General features: G+C 63.9%; 12 protein-coding genes. 7 read left to right on the plus strand and 5 right to left on the minus strand.

Going from position 1 to position 16,984, the window contains the following annotated elements:
* Window positions 1–58 precede the first annotated feature (58 nt).
* Together BRA1417_RS0102930 and BRA1417_RS0102935 are read left to right on the plus strand one after the other, a co-directional pair.
* Window positions 59–3,430, plus strand: coding sequence for an ATP-binding protein (locus BRA1417_RS0102930; protein ID WP_027514535.1), 3,372 nt, complete (start codon window positions 59–61; stop codon window positions 3,428–3,430).
* Window positions 3,420–4,343 carry a response regulator transcription factor gene (locus tag BRA1417_RS0102935; RefSeq protein ID WP_027514536.1) on the plus strand — a complete coding sequence of 308 codons (924 nt, stop codon included), beginning with the start codon at window positions 3,420–3,422 and terminating at the stop codon, window positions 4,341–4,343. The genes BRA1417_RS0102930 and BRA1417_RS0102935 overlap by 11 nt, the downstream gene beginning before the upstream one ends.
* A gap of 185 nt (window positions 4,344–4,528) precedes the next feature.
* Here BRA1417_RS0102935 and BRA1417_RS0102940 read toward each other — a convergent pair whose 3' ends face one another.
* Window positions 4,529–6,031, minus strand: a complete 1,503-nt coding sequence (locus BRA1417_RS0102940) for an NAD(P)/FAD-dependent oxidoreductase (protein WP_027514537.1) — start codon at window positions 6,029–6,031, stop codon at window positions 4,529–4,531.
* A gap of 125 nt (window positions 6,032–6,156) precedes the next feature.
* Window positions 6,157–6,915 (minus strand): trypsin-like serine protease, encoded by a 759-nt coding sequence (locus BRA1417_RS0102945; protein WP_027514538.1) that lies wholly within the window; start codon window positions 6,913–6,915, stop codon window positions 6,157–6,159.
* Between the two features lie 110 nt (window positions 6,916–7,025).
* Here BRA1417_RS0102945 and BRA1417_RS0102950 point away from each other — a divergent pair, with 110 nt between their 5' ends.
* Window positions 7,026–7,661 (plus strand): HAD-IA family hydrolase, encoded by a 636-nt coding sequence (locus BRA1417_RS0102950; RefSeq protein WP_027514539.1) that lies wholly within the window; start codon window positions 7,026–7,028, stop codon window positions 7,659–7,661.
* Window positions 7,662–7,786: 125 nt separating this feature from the next.
* Here the strand turns inward: BRA1417_RS0102950 and mtnA are convergent, their stop codons facing one another.
* From mtnA to BRA1417_RS0102965, 3 genes are all read right to left on the minus strand, one after another.
* Entirely contained in the window at window positions 7,787–8,896 is a 1,110-nt protein-coding gene (gene mtnA / locus BRA1417_RS0102955) for an S-methyl-5-thioribose-1-phosphate isomerase (RefSeq protein WP_027514540.1), read from the minus strand.
* An 18-nt stretch (window positions 8,897–8,914) separates the two neighbouring features.
* The gene (locus BRA1417_RS0102960) at window positions 8,915–9,790 is read right to left on the minus strand and encodes an S-methyl-5'-thioadenosine phosphorylase (protein ID WP_027514541.1); all 876 of its coding nucleotides are present in this window, start codon (window positions 9,788–9,790) and stop codon (window positions 8,915–8,917) included.
* 125 nt (window positions 9,791–9,915) lie between these two features.
* The gene (locus BRA1417_RS0102965) at window positions 9,916–10,188 is read right to left on the minus strand and encodes a phosphopantetheine-binding protein (RefSeq protein WP_027514542.1); all 273 of its coding nucleotides are present in this window, start codon (window positions 10,186–10,188) and stop codon (window positions 9,916–9,918) included.
* Window positions 10,189–10,545: 357 nt separating this feature from the next.
* On the opposite strand from BRA1417_RS0102965, the gene BRA1417_RS0102970 reads away from it, so the two are divergent.
* The 4 genes from BRA1417_RS0102970 to BRA1417_RS0102985 all read left to right on the plus strand — a co-directional run bounded on the left by BRA1417_RS0102970 (window position 10,546) and on the right by BRA1417_RS0102985 (window position 16,796).
* A complete protein-coding gene (locus BRA1417_RS0102970; protein ID WP_027514543.1) occupies window positions 10,546–11,763 on the plus strand; it encodes an acyl-CoA dehydrogenase family protein in 1,218 nt (405 codons plus the stop codon).
* A 64-nt stretch (window positions 11,764–11,827) separates the two neighbouring features.
* On the plus strand, window positions 11,828–12,808 hold the full coding sequence (locus BRA1417_RS0102975) for an amino acid--[acyl-carrier-protein] ligase (protein ID WP_027514544.1): 981 nt from the start codon (window positions 11,828–11,830) through the stop codon (window positions 12,806–12,808).
* A gap of 37 nt (window positions 12,809–12,845) precedes the next feature.
* Complete coding sequence (locus BRA1417_RS0102980; RefSeq protein ID WP_027514545.1) at window positions 12,846–13,721, plus strand: hypothetical protein; 876 nt, start codon at window positions 12,846–12,848, stop codon at window positions 13,719–13,721.
* Between the two features lie 207 nt (window positions 13,722–13,928).
* A complete protein-coding gene (locus BRA1417_RS0102985; protein ID WP_027514546.1) occupies window positions 13,929–16,796 on the plus strand; it encodes a PAS-domain containing protein in 2,868 nt (955 codons plus the stop codon).
* Window positions 16,797–16,984 lie beyond the last annotated feature (188 nt).

Here is a 16,984-nt window from a genome sequence, read left to right on the forward strand (position 1 = left end):
CTTTTGGTACGGGTTTTGCGAGGGGTCCGGCGCGTTCGGGAGTAGGAGTGGGGCTGAAGTGGCAGGGCGGCAGCGAATAGATCGCGTCAGGCGCCAGTACAACCAATGGGTCGCCAACCAGACGCTGGAAGACTACGCGCTGCGCTTCACCGCCAAGAGCGCGCGCAGGTGGTCCGCCGCCCGCGTCGCCAACACTGCACTGGGCGCCATCTCCTTTCTCGCGCTGGAGGCGATCGGCGGCACCATCACCCTGAACTACGGGGTTACCAACGCCACCGCCGCGATCCTCGTCGTCTCCACCATCATCTTCTGCTGCGGCGTTCCGATTGCCTATTATGCCGCCAAATGCGGCATCGACATTGACCTGCTCACCCGCGGCGCTGGCTTCGGCTATATCGGCTCGACCGTCACGTCGCTGATCTACGCCTCCTTCACCTTCATCTTCTTCGCCATCGAGGCGGTGATCCTGGCGACGGCGCTCGAGATGTGCTTCGGCATTCCGCGCCCGATCGGCTACCTCATCAGCGCGGTCGCGATCATCCCGCTTGTCACCTACGGCATCACGCTGATCAGCCGCTTCCAGCTCTGGACGCAGCCGATCTGGATCATCCTGCACATCCTGCCCTTCGCGGCGATCGCCTGGGCCAACCCTTACTCGTTCACGGAGTGGCGCAAATTCGCCGGCGAGCACGGCGACGCCGGCGGGCATTTCGATCTGCTGCTGTTCGGCGTGGCATCCTCCGTGGTGTTTTCGCTGGTGGCCCAGATCGGCGAGCAGGTCGACTTCCTCAGGTTCCTGCCGCGCGACCGCCGCACGTCGCGAACGTCGTGGTGGGCCGCCCTGCTGATCGCGGGCCCCGGCTGGATCATCTTCGGCGCGCTGAAACTGCTGCTGGGCTCGTTTCTCGCTTTCTTCGCGCTGAGCCACGGTCTCTCCAGCGAGCTGGCGGCCGAGCCTGCGCACATGTATCTCGAAGCGTTTCGCTACGTGCTGTCACAGCCGGACATGGCGCTGGCACTCACCGGCGCGTTCGTGATCCTGTCGCAGCTCAAGATCAACGTCACCAACGCGTATGCCGGCTCGATCGCCTGGTCGAACTTCTTCTCGCGGCTGACGCATAGCCACCCCGGCCGGGTCGTCTGGCTGGTGTTCAACGTGATGGTGGCGCTGCTGCTGATGGAGATCGGCGTCTACAAGGCGTTGGAGCAGACGCTCGCGCTCTACTCAAATGTCGCGATCGCCTGGGTTGGCGCGCTGGTGTCCGATCTCGTGGTCAACAAGCCGCTCGGCCTGCGCCCACCGCAGATGGAGTTCAAGCGCGCCCATCTCTACGACATCAACCCGGTCGGCGTCGGCGCGATGACGATCGCGACCATCGTCTCGATCGCGGCCTTCTACGGCCTGTTCGGCTCGACCATGAAAGCGCTCGCGGCCTTCGTCGCGCTCACGGCCGCCTTCGTCACCGCACCCGTCATCGCCTGGCTCACCGACGGTAAATACTACATCGCGCGCAAGCCGAAGAGGAGTTGGGCCAATATCGAATCGATCCAGTGCTGTATCTGCGAGCACCATTTCGAGCCGGAGGACATGACCTCCTGTCCTGCCTATGCGGGCCCGATCTGCTCGCTATGTTGCTCGCTCGATGCGCGCTGCCACGATTTGTGCAAACCGCATGCGCGCGCGCAGGTGCAGTTCGCCGACGCGCTCGCCAGGATCTTGCCGCAGGCGATCTATCAGCGGATCAACTCGCAGTTCGGCCACTACATCGGTGTGTTCGTGGTCTCCGCGGGCCTCGTCGCGCTGGTGCTGGGGCTGATCTACCTCCAGACCTCGGTCAGCGTGCCCGGCGAGAACATGCTCGTCTCCAACGTGCTCTGGAAGGTGTTCTTCTCGCTCAGCATCATCATCGGCGTCGTGGCCTGGTTGTTCGTGCTGGCGCAGCAGAGCCGACGGGCCGCCGAGGCCGAGACCCGGCGCCAGACCACGCTGCTGATCCAGGAGATCGACGCGCACAAGCGCACCGACGCCGAGCTCCAGCGTGCCAAGGAAATCGCGGAATCCGCCAACCTCGCCAAGAGCCGCTACGTGGTGGGCCTGAGCCACGAGCTGCGCTCGCCGCTCAATGCGATCAGCGGCTATGCCCAACTCCTGGAGCAGGATACGACACTCAACACCAAGCCGCGCGACCAGGTCCGCGTCGTCCGCCGCAGCGCCGATCACCTCTCCGGCCTGATCGACGGCATTCTGGACATCTCCAAGATCGAGGCGGGGCGGCTGTACCTGTCGCGCGACGAGGTGCGCCTGACCGAATTCCTCGACCAGCTCGTCGGCATGTTCCGCCTTCAGGCCGCCGCCAAGAGCATCGACTTCGTGTTCAGGCGGCCGGCGCATTTGCCGGTCGTGGTCTATGCCGACGAGAAGCGGCTGCGCCAGGTGCTGATCAATCTGCTGTCCAACGCGATCAAATTCACCCAGACCGGCAGCGTCCATTTCGTGGTGCACTACCGCAGCCCGGTCGCGGAGTTCGAGGTGATCGACACCGGCCCCGGCATCCAGGGCGACGATCTCGAACGCATCTTCGCACCGTTTGAACGCGGCGCGCTCGGTGTCTCGCAGCCGCAGACCGGCACCGGGCTGGGCCTGACCATCAGCCGGCTGCTCGCCGGCGTCATGGGCGGCGACATCAAGGTCTTGAGCACGGTCGGCAGCGGCAGCACGTTCAAGGTCAAGATGCTGCTCTCGGAAGTCACCAATCCGCAGCGTATTGCGCCGGTGGAGGCCCCGATCTCAGGCTATCACGGCGCGCGCAAGACCATCCTCATCACCGACGACGATCCCGTGCATCGTGACCTCCTGCGCGAGGTGTTGACACCACTCGGCTTCATCCTGCTCAGCGCGCCCGACGGCCCCGGCTGCCTGGCGCTGGCCCAGCACTGCCGGCCCGATCTGTTCCTGCTCGACATTTCCATGCCGGGCATGGATGGCTGGACGGTCGCGGAGACGCTACGCGCCAACGGACACCATCAGGCGCGGATCCTGATGGTGTCGGCCAGCGCCCTCGAGGCCCACGGCACACCGCTGGCACAGCCTTTCCACGATGGCTATCTGATGAAGCCGATCGACATTCCCAGGCTTTTGGAAAGCATCCGCCAGCTTCTCAAGGTCGAATGGCAATACGGCTCGGAGGAGATCGCCGTGCCGCTGTGGCGGCCGGAGAGCGGCTCGCGACCGCCGGTACAACACATCGAGGCGCTGATCGGGCTCGGTCAGATCGGCTACGTCAAGGCTATCCAGTTGAAGCTGGACGAGATCGGCAGCGAGCATCCTGAACATGCCGACTTCGTCGCGGAAATGCGGTCGCTGATCGACCGCTTCGATCTCGACCAGTACATGGCCACATTGAAGACGTTGCATGCGTATGACCACTGAGTCGAAAAAGCGCGACGTCGCGCTCGTTGTCGACGACTCCCCGGAGACGCTGCGGCTGCTCACCGACGCGCTCGACAGCGCCGGAATGACGGTGATGGTGGCGCTCGACGGCGCGGCCGCGATGCGCATCGTCGACCAGATCACGCCTGACATCGTGCTGCTCGACGCGGTGATGCCGGGCATGGACGGATTCGAGACCTGCCGCCGCCTCAAGCGTGATGCGGGCCTTGCCAATGTCCCGGTGATCTTCATGACGGGGCTCGCCGAGACAGAGCACATCGTGCGCGGGCTGGAGGCCGGCGGCGTCGACTACGTGACCAAGCCGATTGTGATCGAGGAGATGCTGGCGCGCATCCGCGTTCACCTCGGCAATGCGCGACTGACGCAAAGCGCACGCGCCGCGCTCGACGTCTCCGGCCGATTCCTGTTCGCGATCAATCGCCAGGGCAAATTGTTGTGGGCGACCCCGCATGCGCAGAAGCTGCTGGCGGACCACCACGGCGCGCAGACCGAGGACGACTTCGTGCTGCCAGTATCATTGCTGCAATGGCTGGAGCAGGCAAAGGGCAAGGGCAGCTCGAAATCTCAGGCAGCTTCCTTGCCCGACAATCCTCAGCTCCGCCTGTACTACATGGGCGAGACCGCGCCGAACGAGTTCCTGCTGCGGCTCTCCAGGGAATCCGGCACCGCGCCGCCACCCGAGTTCACTAGCGAGCTCGGCCTCACTACCCGCGAAGGCGAGGTGCTGGCCTGGCTCAGCAAGGGCAAAACCAACCGCGACATCGCCCAGATTTTGGGCTTGAGCCCGCGCACGGTCGACAAGCATCTCGAGCAGATCTACTCCAAGCTCGGCGTCGAGAACCGGACTGCGGCGGCGGCGATTGCAACGAATGCGACAAGAAGGAATTCCTGACGCCCCCACCGCCGTCGTCCTGGATAAGCGCAGCGAAGCGGAGCGCCGATCCAGGACCCATTACCACAGTACGTGGTTTGGCGAAGACTCTTGATGACAAGCACGCGCCGAAACTTCTCCCTGGGGTAATGGGTCCTGGCTTTCGCCAGGACGACGGAGAAGTTTGTAGCGCCGCTTATCCCACCTCACCCATACACAAACTCCCCGCCATCCAGATCCGTTTTCGGGATCTCGTCCTTTTCGGTCCAGTAATCCTGGCTGTGCTGCCATTCCGGTTTGTCGCCGCGCTTGGGCAGCAGGTCCATGTTGCGCATCATATAGCCGGGATTGAAGTTCTCCGGATCGATCCAGGGCAGGATCGGCATGTTATGGTCTTCGGCGCGTAACTTGACCTCGACCTTCTTCTTGCCTTTGGCCTTCATGTGACCGAGCAGGCGGCAGACGAAGTCGGCGACGAGGTCGACGCGCAGCGTCCAGCTGGCGCGGAAATAGCCGAACACCCAGACCATGTTCGGCACGCCCGTGAACATCATGCCGCGATAGGTGACGGTGTCGCCGAAGGCGAGCGGCTTGCCGTCGACCTCGAAGGCAATGTCGCCGAGCGCCGCGAGATTGAAGCCGGTTGCGGTGACGATGATGTCGGCTTCGAGCAGCTTGCCGGATTTGAGCTGGATACCGTTCTCGACGAAACATTCGATCTCGTCGGTGACGACGGACGCCTTGCCGCTGGCGATGCCCTTGAACAGATCGGCATCGGGCACGAAGGCGATACGCTGCCGCCATGGCCGGTAGCTCGGCGTGAAATGGGTATCGACATCGTACTCCGGACCGAGCACGGCGCTGATCTGGCCGATCAGCTCCTTTTTCACCTGCTCGGGTTTTGACAAGCAAAGCTTGGTGAAGGCATCCTGCTCGAACAGGATCTTTCGCCGGACGATCTCGTGGATCCATGCTTCGTCAACCTGAAGCCTGCGTAGCTCCTCTGCGATCTCGATGGCGTTGCGGCCCAAACGGAAATAGGTGGGCGAACGCTGCAGCATCGTGACATGCGCGCATTTGTCGGCGATGTTCGGCACCAGCGTCGCCGCCGTCGCGCCGGAGCCGATCACGACGACTTTCTTGTTCGCGAGCTCGATATCATCAGGCCAGGTCTGTGGATGAACGATGCGGCCCTTGAAGCGATCCGTGCCCTTCCATTCCGGCGTATAGCCTTCCGAATGGCGGTAATAGCCCTGGCACATCCAGAGGAAGTTCGCCGTGAAAGTTTTTGGCTCGCCGGTGTCGGTCGTCACCGCCTCGATGGTCCAGAGGTTTTGCTCGCTCGACCAGCTCGCCGAATTGATCCTGTGCTTGTAGCGGATATGCCGCGCGATATCGTTTTCGTCGATCACCTCGTTCATGTAGGCGAGGATTTCCTCGGCGGTCGCGATCGGCGGCCCGACCCAGGGCTTGAAGCTATACCCGAAGGTGTGGAGGTCGCTGTCCGAACGAATTCCGGGATAGCGATGAGTGGTCCATGTGCCACCGAACGTCGCCTGCGTTTCCAGGATGACGAAGCTCGCATTCGGAAGCTGCCTGGTCATGTGATAGGCGCTGCCGATGCCCGAGATACCGGCGCCGACGATCAGCACGTCGAAATGTTCAGAAGCCTGTTTGGCCGTGGCGTGACTGCGAACAGCGACATTCATTGTTGCTTCTATGCCTTGCTTGTTTTTGTGGCCGCCCTTGATTGGGCGGCGCGTTTCCTCCGCGACGGACGTGGTTGCCCATCGCGCTTCCGCTTCAAGATGACATAGATCGGGACGCGGTCAAATCACAGCGCCGCACCCCAGCTCCGCGCGGTCTGCAAGATCCAGTCGCGATAGAGCGTGAGCGGCGTGACTCCGGTCAGCCCGCCGCAGCCGGCGGCTCCGTTCGGCCCCGTGGACCAGCTGATCACGCCGACGAGCACGGCTCCGGCCGGCTTGTCCTCGAACACGGGACCGCCGGAATCACCGGTGCAGGCGCCAATTCCGTCGCGAACACCGTTGGTTACGGGGTCGACCAACCGGATCTGGAGCGTGCCGGGCTGCCCCGTCGCAACGAGGCCGGCAACGCGCGTCGCGCCGCCACTCTTGCCGTCGCCACGCACCGTGACGCCGATGCCGGCGATGACGAAGCGGCTGCCGACCTGGATCGGAATATTCGGCGCACCGACCGGTACCGTCGATTTTCCCTTCAATGGAATTTCCAGCTGCAGCAGCGCCAGGTCGGCGGTAGCGCGATGCCCTTGCATCGCCTGCATGTTGAAACTCGGATGGATCGCGACGGTGCGGACATTCAGCAGTTGCGGCTGCCCGTCGGTGCCACGATCGACGATCTTGTAGTCCGCGCCAGGCTGCACGCAGTGGGCAACGGTGAGCACCAGTTTTGGCGCAACCAGGGTGCCGGTGCAGAAATTGCCGCGCGAGCCGACGATCGTGACAACGGCGCGCGCGACGCCATCGGCCTGCGGCGTGCCGCCGCCAACGATGGCATAAGCGGGCGTGGCGAGCAGCAGCGCGGTCGTAATGAGGGTTACGAGCTTCTTCATGGGAACACGCTTTGGTATCGGCCTCGGTGACGGCGGTGGGATGGCTTCGGACTGGCCCTTGCCGATAGCGCATGCTAGCGCCCTGGAAAGGAATTGACGAGGGCGGGATCTTGACGATCGAGGCTGTGATCTTTGATTTTGGCGGCGTGCTGACGAGTTCGCCGTTCGAGGCGTTCACGCGGTTCGAGACAGAGCGTGGCCTGCCCATCGACATCATCCGGCGCACCAACGCGGCCAATCATCTGGAAAATGCCTGGGCCAAATTCGAGCGCGCCGAGGTCGATATCGACACGTTCGATCATTTGTTCGCGACGGAGTCGCTCGCGCTCGGCGCGGAGGTGCGCGGCCGCGATGTGCTGCCGCTGCTTCAGGGTGATCTGCGCCCCGAGATGGTCGAAGCGCTGAAGCGCATCAAGGCGCAATTCAAGACCGGCTGCATTACCAACAATCTGCCGGCCAATGCGATCGGCAGCATGACCGGCCGCTCACTCTATGTCGCCGAGGTGATGGTGCTGTTCGACCATGTCATCGAGTCCGCCAAGATCGGCCTGCGCAAGCCCGACCCGCGCATTTATCAGCTGATGGTCGAGACGCTGAAGGTTGATCCGAAGAATTGCGTCTATCTCGACGATCTCGGCGTCAATCTGAAGCCGGCACGCGAGATGGGCATGACGACGATCAAGGTGACCAGCGGCGCCCAGGCGATCGCCGAGCTCGAGGCCGCGACGGGATTGAAGCTGGGCTAGCTGGCGCGTCGTTCTCCGTCATTGCGAGCGGAGCGAAGCAATCCAGACCGCCTCCGCGGTGGGATTTTGGATTGCTTCGCTGCGCTCGCAATGACAGCGTGGAAAAATCTCGCCTGGCGAACTGATTATTCCGCGGCTGCTGCGATCCGCTCGGGGAAGGCGGCGGCAAGTGACGCACGATTGGGCTTCAGCACGCCGCGCTCGGTGATGAGGCCGGTGACGAGCCGCGCCGGGGTGACGTCGAAGGCATAATTCGCGACCGGCGAGCCCTCCGGCACGATGCGTACCGTCTCAAGCCTTCCGTCCGCGGTGCGGCCGGTCATGTCGGTGACCTCCGTTCCGCTGCGCTGCTCAATGGGGATGTCGCGGACGCCGTCATCAACGGCAAAATCGATCGTCGGCGACGGCAGCGCGACATAGAACGGCACGTTATTGTCGTGAGCGGCGAGCGCCTTCAAATAGGTGCCGATCTTGTTGCAGACGTCACCATTGGCGGCAACGCGATCGGTGCCGACGATGGCGAGATCGACCATGCCGTGCTGCATCAGATGCCCCCCGGTGTTGTCCGGAATGACCGTATGCGCCACACCGTGGTGGCCGAGTTCCCAGGCCGTGAGCGAGGCGCCCTGGTTGCGCGGACGCGTCTCGTCGACCCAGACATGGATCTTGATGCCGCGCTCGTGCGCAAGATAGATCGGCGCCGTCGCCGTGCCCCAATCGACCGTCGCAAGCCAGCCGGCATTGCAATGGGTCAGCACGTGCACCGTCTCGCCTGGCTTCTTCCTTGCGACGATCGCCTCGATGAGTTTCAGGCCATTGCCGGCAATGCCGCGGTTGATCTCGACGTCCTGCTCGACGATCTCGTCGGCGCGCGCATAGGCAGCTTCGGCGCGCTCCAGCGGATCGATCGGCGCGAGGCTCGCGCGCATCTCGTCCAGGGCCCATTTCAGATTGATCGCGGTCGGCCGCGCCACCACGAGCGTGTCGTAGGCGCGCTTCAGGCCGGCGTCGGAAGCGTCCTCGCGCATTGCGAGCGCCATGCCGTAGGCCGCGGTCGCGCCGATCAACGGCGCACCACGCACCAGCATGTCTCGGATGGCGAGGGCCGCGTCCTCGCATGAGGTCAGCTTCGCAACGATGAACTCGTGCGGCAGCCGGCGCTGGTCGATTGCGCCGACCGACCAGCCGTCGCGCTCACGCCAGATGCTGCGGAAATGCTTGCCGTCGACCTTCATGGCATTCTGCCTTTCGTATCACGTTCGCAGGATGCGCCCGGCCACCGCATCGAGCTTCTTCAAGAGCTCGGGATCGCGCGCCTCGGGCGCGGTGATCAGCGCGGTATCGAGCGCGCGGTCCGAGCCGATCGGGCACGGCTCATGCTCGCGCGGGAAGTCTTTCGCCAGCCGCGCCACCAACGCTTTTGCCTTGTCGGCGTTCGAGCTCAGAACGCGAATGATGTCCTGCACGGTGACGGCGTCGTGATCGGGATGCCAGCAATCGAAATCCGTCACCATTGCAACGGTAGCGTAGCAAAGCTCGGCCTCGCGCGCGAGTTTCGCCTCGGGCATGTTGGTCATGCCGATCACGGAATAGCCAAGCGTCTTGTAGGTCATGCTTTCCGCATAGGTCGAGAATTGCGGTCCCTCCATGCAGACATAGGTGCCGCCGCGCGCAAACGCGATGCCCTCGGCTTCGGCCGCCGTGGCAAGATGGATGCGCAGCCGCGGCGAGACCGGATGCGCCATCGACACATGCGCAACGCATCCCCTCCCGAAGAACGAGCTCTCGCGCTTATGGGTGCGATCGACGAATTGGTCGACGAGAACGAAGGTTCCCGGCGGCAGTTCCTCCCTGAACGAGCCGCAGGCCGACAGCGAGATCAGGTCGGTGACGCCGGCGCGCTTGAGGACGTCGATATTGGCGCGATAGTTGATGTCGGATGGCGACAGCCGGTGGCCCTTGTCGTGGCGCGGCAGGAACACGATCGGCAAGCCGGCCATGGAGCCGCGCCGCAGGGGCGCCGACGGCTCGCCCCAGGGGCTCTTGATCACCTCTTCGCGAGCGCCCTCCAGTCCTGGCAGATCGTAGATGCCGGAGCCCCCGATGATGCCCAATACCGCCTGCGTCATGCCTGCTCCACCCCCGTTCGCGCCATCGCGATTCCGTGGGGAAGCTATGCCAGTTTTACGTCGGTTTTGGAACGGGTGATGGGGTCAGGAAGTGCCGTCAGGAGGATGGGCGCCAGCGCGCCTGATTATGCCGCGGCCGCCGACTGCAGCTGGGTCGCGACCATACGCTCCAGCGTCTCGACCGACTGGAAGTTCTCCGGTGTGATCTCGGACTGGGGAATCGTGAAGTCGAACTCGGCTTCGACGCCGAGCATCAGATTGACCATGTCCATCGAGGTCAGGCCGACGTCGACGAGCTTGGCCTGCGGCGTGACCTCGGCGGGGAGCGAGTTCTGGGCGAGGATGCCCTTCACCAGCTTGATGATGCGATTGCGCAATTCGGTATTGAAAGCCTGCATCGGTAAATTCCCATCTGTCGACAAAGGTCGGACCGGTTGCCGGCTAGGATGGGCACGGCGGTCCGATCCCGCAATGGACGCCACCATTACTTCGCGTTTCTTAGTAAACGATGACTCAGATTGTCTGGATTTCCGGCTTCTTACAGATCCCTAACGCGATCGCGGAAATCCGGACGATGCAAACAACCCGAACTTAACTGTTCGTTCGGAATTGGGCTTTGTTTACCCTCTATTTCATCGACGAATTTGAATTAAATCCGTAGCCTCATCTCATAAGCAAAGATGGTCGAAGGATCGCTCAAGCGGCATCGCGAATGATGCCGGCGATCCTGAACGGCAAACCGGAGGCGGACGAGTATGAACGTGCGTGAAGCAGTCCTCACTGTCGACGAGACGCAGACGAGTTTTCTCGAGCAGGGTCCGTCCCTCGTCGAACGCGCCGCCCGAACCGCCACCGTGGCGGCAGCCGACGCAGACGGGGTCGATCGCGATGCCCGCTTCCCCCACAAGGCCTTCGAGGTCGCGCGTGAGCAGAAGCTGCTCGGCGTCATGATCCCGGCCGAGTTCGGCGGCTTCGGTGCTTCGATCCACGACGTCACCGACGTCTGCTACACGCTCGGACGCGCCTGCGCCTCCACGGCGATGATCTACGCCATGCACACGACAAAGGTCGCCTGCGTCGTCAGGCACGGCCACGGCATCCCATGGATGGAGACCATGATGCGCCGGGTCGCGCGCGACCAGTGGCTGCTCGCCTCCTCCACCACCGAAGGCCAGAACGGCGGCAACATCCGCGCCAGCGCCGCCGCCGTCGACGTCGCCGGCGACACCGTCTCGCTGCTGCGCGACGCCACCGTGATCTCCTACGGCGCCGAGGCCGACGGCCTCGTCACCATCGCCCGCCGCGCCACCGACGCTTCTGCGTCGGACCAGGTGCTGCTGGCGCTCGCCAGGGACGATTATTCGCTGAAGCGGACGCTGGGCTGGGAAACGCTCGGCATGCGCGGCACCTGTTCGACCGGCTTCGAGCTGAAGGTCGACTGCCCGACCGACCGCGTCTTCCCGGAATCCTACGACAAGATCCACGCCCAGACCATGACGCCGTTCGCGCATCTGTGCTGGTCCTCGGCCTGGGCTGGTATCGCTGCAGCCGCCGTTACCCGTGCGCAGGCCTTCGTCCGCAAGGCGGCCCGCACCTCGGGCGGACAGATGCCTCCGGCGGCCGCGCATTTCACCGCCGCCAAGATGTCGCTGGCCAAGCTGCGGGCGCTGATATCAGCCAATATCGACGCCTTTGCACGCGCCGAACACGACGAACGCGCGCTCGGCTCGCTCGACTTCCAGTCTTCGATCACGCTTCTGAAGGTGCAGGCCTCGGAGCTCGCGGTCGAGACCGTGATGCATGCGATGCGCACCGCAGGCCTGTCCGGCTACCGCAACGACGGTGAGTTCACCATGGGCCGCCACCTGCGCGACGTGCTGTCGTCGCCGATCATGATCAACAACGATCGCATTCTGGCCAATGCGGCAACATCGACCCTGATGAGCGGCGTGCCGACAAGCCTTCGGGACTGACGAGCTTTCGAGACCGACGTGCCTTCGTTCAATAAGAATAATTTCAGATAGCAGGAAGCCGAACATGAACATTGCTGTTCTCCCCAACTCGCCTGAGACCGCGCCGCAGATGGCGGATCCGCTGGATCATCTCGCCGAGAAGCTGTTCCACTCCATGGGCTCGGACGGCGTCTATGCCCGCACCGCGCTTTATGAAGGCATCGTCGAGCGGCTCTCCGCGCTGATCACGAGCCATCGCGAGGCCGGCACTGAGGTGATGCGCTTCCCGCCGGTGATGAGCCGGTCTCAGCTAGAAAAATCCGGCTACCTCAAGAGCTTTCCGAACCTGCTCGGTTGCGTCTGCGGTCTGCACGGCACCGAGCGCGAGATCAACGCCGCGGTCAGCCGCTTCGATGCTGGCGGCGACTGGACCAGCTCGCTCTCGCCGGCAGACCTCGTGCTGTCGCCGGCCGCCTGTTATCCCGTCTATCCGATCGCGGCGAGCCGCGGCCAGTTGCCGAAGGGCGGCCTGCGCTTCGACGTCGCCGCCGACTGCTTCCGCCGTGAACCGTCGAAACATCTCGACCGGCTGCAATCGTTCCGGATGCGGGAATATGTCTGCATCGGCAGCCCCGATGACGTCGCCGACTTCCGCGAGCGCTGGATGGTGCGCGCGCAGGCGATTGCGACCGATCTCGGTCTCACCTTCCGCGTCGACTATGCCAGCGATCCGTTCTTCGGCCGCGTCGGTCAGATGAAGGCGGTGAGCCAGAAGCAGCAGCAGCTCAAGTTCGAACTGCTGATCCCGCTGCGTTCGGAAGAGCAGCCGACGGCCTGCATGAGCTTCAATTATCACCGCGAGCATTTCGGCACGACCTGGGACATCAAGGACGCCAATGGCGAGCCGGCCCACACCGGCTGCGTCGCCTTCGGCATGGACCGCCTGGCCGTCGCCATGTTCCATACCCACGGCACCGACCCTTCCGCCTGGCCCGCCAAGGTGCGGGAGATCATGGGCCTGCAGCCGCAGATCGCAGCCGATGCCCACGGCGAAGGCTGGCGCTAACGGAACGAGGCCGGTCATTTCCACGGGAAAGACGAGCGTGATCCATACCAAGGTCCGATGCCGCGAGATCACCGAGTCCGACGTCGATGCGGTCGCGGACTTGCTGACGCGCGGCTTCGTCGGCCGCTCGCGCGGCTACTGGATCCAGGGCCTGCGCCGGCAAGCCTTCCGACCGGTACCGGACGGCTACCCGCGCTTCGGCTACATGCTCGACAATGACGGCACGCCGGTCGGCGTGCTGCTGTTGATCTACACGGCGCGGAGAGATGGCGATGAGACCGCCATCCAATGCAATTTGTCGAGCTGGTACGTCGATCCGGCCTACCGCAACTACGCCCCGCTCCTGACCAAGATCGCGCAGCGCCACAAGGACGTCACCTATCTCAACATCAGCCCGGCGCCGTGGACCTGGCCGATCATCGAGACGCAGGGCTTTCGCGCCTATTGCCGCGGCATATTCTTCTCCGTGCCTGCTTTGGCGCGCGTCCCACGCTGGAGCACGATCGAGGTCATCTCGCAGCACGCCAAGACGATCGACGGGCTTTCCGATGCCGAGACCGATCTCTTGACGCGGCATGCGCGCTACAATTGCCTCAGCCTCGTCTGCCGCACGCCGAAGGGAACGTTCCCCTTCATCCTGCAACCGGTGCGCATCCGCCGTGGCATCATTGCGCCGCCCGCGATGAAGCTGATCTACTGCCGCAACGCGGCCGAATACACCGAATGCGCAGGCCGCATCGGCCGGCTGCTGCTGCGGCTCGGCAAGATCGCGGTCGCCGTCGATTCCAACGGCCCGGTTCCCGGCCTCGTCGGCATCTACACCGAGCGTCGCGGCCGCAAATATTTCAAGGGCCCACACCGGCCGCAGCTCGCCGATCTCACGGATACGGAACTCGTGCTGTACGGGCCGTAGGCCGCGTTTTGAACTAGATGCCCTCCGGGCCTAGTGCGCAATTGCGCAGGCCGCCTTGCACACCCCTCTGCATTCGCACGCATCCCTGCATCGCCGGTCACCCTCCGTAAACTACGGCGCTTAAGGGAATTTTCCCGCCTCTTCGCTAGCCTCGGCGACTGAATTACATCGCGTTAAGTCTATCGCCCGCCGAGACCCCGCCGCCCCATGACGTCGATCCGCGACAACGAGCTTGATGCACGCCGCGAGCAAGGCCCGAAGGCCCTAGTCGGGCTGAGCCAGCTTGCGCTCGACTACATGGAGCAAGGCGTCTGCGTCTACGATGCCGGCAACCGGATCGTGCTGGTCAATCAGCGCTACCTCAGCCTGTTCAACATGTCGGCCGACATCGTGCGGGTCGGCACGAGCTACCGCGACGTGCTCGCCCACAGCGTGGCCCTCGGCAACATCCCTGCAGGGGAAGTCGACGCACTCTATGCCGCGCGCATGGCACGGATCGCAGCCGGCCAGCCGTTCCGGACTCAACAGACGCTTGCAAGCGGCCTCGTCATGGCGCTCGAACTGAAGCCCCTCCCCGGCGGCGGCTGGATGACGATCTGCGACGACGTCAGCCGCCTCGCCCGGGTCGAGGCGGAGCTGCGCGTGCAGACCGAGCGCAGCCAGCACGCGCTCGCCAACATGGCGCACGGGCTGATCATGTACGATGCCGACAGCCGCGTCGTCGTCTGCAACGAACGTTTCCTGAAGCTCTACAATCTCGACCCGGACATCGTGAAGCCGGGCGTCTCGCATTGTACGGTCATCGAGCATTGGATGTCGCGCGGTAACCTGCCGGGGATGTCGGCCGACGAATTCCACGACACCAGGCTGGAGGACGTGCGCACCAAGAAGGCGAAAAACCTGCTGGTGATGCGCTATGACGGACGGATGGTGCAGGTGGTTTCCCGTTTTCTGCCCGACGGCGGCTGGGTGACCGTGCACGAAGACGTCACCGAGCGGCTGCAATACGAGGAGATGCTGAGGCAGCAGAACTTCATGCTCGATGCGGCGCTGGAGAACATGGCGCACGGACTCGCCTTCTACGACAGCGAGATGCGCCTGCGCGTCTGCAACACCACCTACCGGAAGATCTATCGGCTCTCGCCGGAGGAAGCCAAGCCGGGCACGCATCTCGGCGAACTGATCGAACGCGCGATGGCAAACGGCGCGTTCTCGTCCGAGTATACTCCGCGACAACTCCTGGAAGCCGCCAGCGCGAGGATCGCCGACCGCAACTCCTCGCCGATGCGCCGGCGGATGTCGAACGACACCACGATCTCGGTGCGCTATTGCGCCCTGGCCGAGGGTGGTTTTGTGGCCACCTACGAGGACATCACCGAGCGCGAGCACGCAGTCGAGGAGCTGAGCGAGCAGTATCGGCGCTTCGACGCGGCCCTGAACAACATGAGTCAGGGCCTGTGTATGCTCGATTCGAGCTTGCGCGTCATCGTCTGCAATCGGCGCTACATCGAGATGTACGGATTGTCACCCGAATTGGTGAAGCCGGGGGTGTCGATGCGCGAGATCATGGAGCACAGCTGCGAGCTCGGCATCCATCCAAACACCACCGCCGCGCGGCTCTATGCCGACTATGTCGAGAGGCTGCGCGAGGGCGAGCACACACTGCACCGCTATTTGGGCGACGGCCGCATCATCAAGCTCAATCACAAGCGAATGGAGCATGGCGGCTGGGTCGTCACCTATGAGGATGTCACCGAACGCCACAAAGCCCAGGCCCGCGTGGCGCACATGGCGCGGCACGATTCACTCACCGACCTGCCCAATCGCACTCTGTTCCGCGAGAAGATGGGCGAGGGACTGAACCAGGTCGCGATCGCCGGCGGCGCGATGGCCGTGCTGTGCTTCGACCTCGACAATTTCAAGACCGTCAACGATCGCCTCGGCCACGCGGCCGGCGACCGGCTGTTGCGCTGGGTCGCGGCGCAGCTGAAGGAGAATGTCGGCGAGCACGACACCGTCGCGCGGCTCGGTGGCGACGAGTTCGCGGTTCTCCAGCGCGGGCCGCAGCCGCAATCGGCGGAAAGGCTCGCGCGCCGCCTGGTGGAGATCATCGGTCACCCGCCTCCTTTGGAGCACCAGTCGATCCATGTCGGCGTCTCCGTCGGCATCGCAATCGCGCCCGATCATGGGCTCGACGCCGACGAGCTGATGAAATGCGCCGACCTCGCGCTGTACCAGGCCAAGGCCAAGGGGCGCGGCGCCTATCAGCTGTTCGAGCCCGAAATGGAGAAAGAGGCTCGCAGCCGGCACGCGCTCGAGCACGATCTGCGCGGCGCGCTGGAGGCCCGTGAATTCCACCTGGCATTCCAGCCGCAGGTGCGGCTCGACACCACCGAACTTACCGGCTTCGAGGCGCTGCTGCGCTGGAAGCATCCGTCGCGCGGCCTCGTCTCACCGGCCGAATTCATTCCGATCGCGGAAGAGAACGCGCTGATCGTTCCGATCGGAGAATGGGTGCTGCGCACGGCCTGTGCGACCGCCGCGACCTGGCCCGATCTCACCGTTGCGGTGAACCTGTCGCCGGTGCAATTCCGCTCGCGCGGGCTGGTGACGATGGTGACGAGCGCGCTTGCGGAGGCCGGCCTGCCGCCGCATCGGCTCGAGCTAGAGCTCACCGAGACGGCGCTGCTCGACGACAGCGAGGCGACGATCGAGATCCTGCACCAGCTGCGCGCGTTGGGCGTGCGCGTCAGCCTCGACGATTTCGGCGTCGGCTATTCTTCGCTGAGCTATTTGCGCAGATTTCCGTTCGATCGCATCAAGATCGACCGCTCCTTCGTCGGCACGCTCGGCGAAAGCCCGGAGAGTGTGGCGATCGTCCGCACCATCGCCAGCCTCGGCTCGGTGCTCGGCGTCGAGACCACAGCGGAAGGCGTGGAGACGATTGAACAACTCGACTTCGTCCGCGAATGCGGCTGCACCGCCGTGCAGGGATATTATTTCGGCAAGCCCTCCCCGGCCGCAGAGGTCGGACACATGATCGAGATGCTGAGCGCAGTACGCCGCGTGGCGTAAGGGCTCAGCCGATAGCCAAATTCCGTATCTCGGGACGCCTCCAAACGACCAATTGTCGCACGTGCGCTTTTCGGCGGGATCACCGTATCGCGCCTGCGGAGCGGTCGCGCAATGCGCTTTTCTTCTCCGATGATTTCGAGGACAATCCCGTCATAACAATGAGAAACGGCGGCCCGAATGAGGCCACC

The organism is Bradyrhizobium sp. WSM1417, assembly GCF_000515415.1.
Taxonomy (GTDB): domain Bacteria; phylum Pseudomonadota; class Alphaproteobacteria; order Rhizobiales; family Xanthobacteraceae; genus Bradyrhizobium.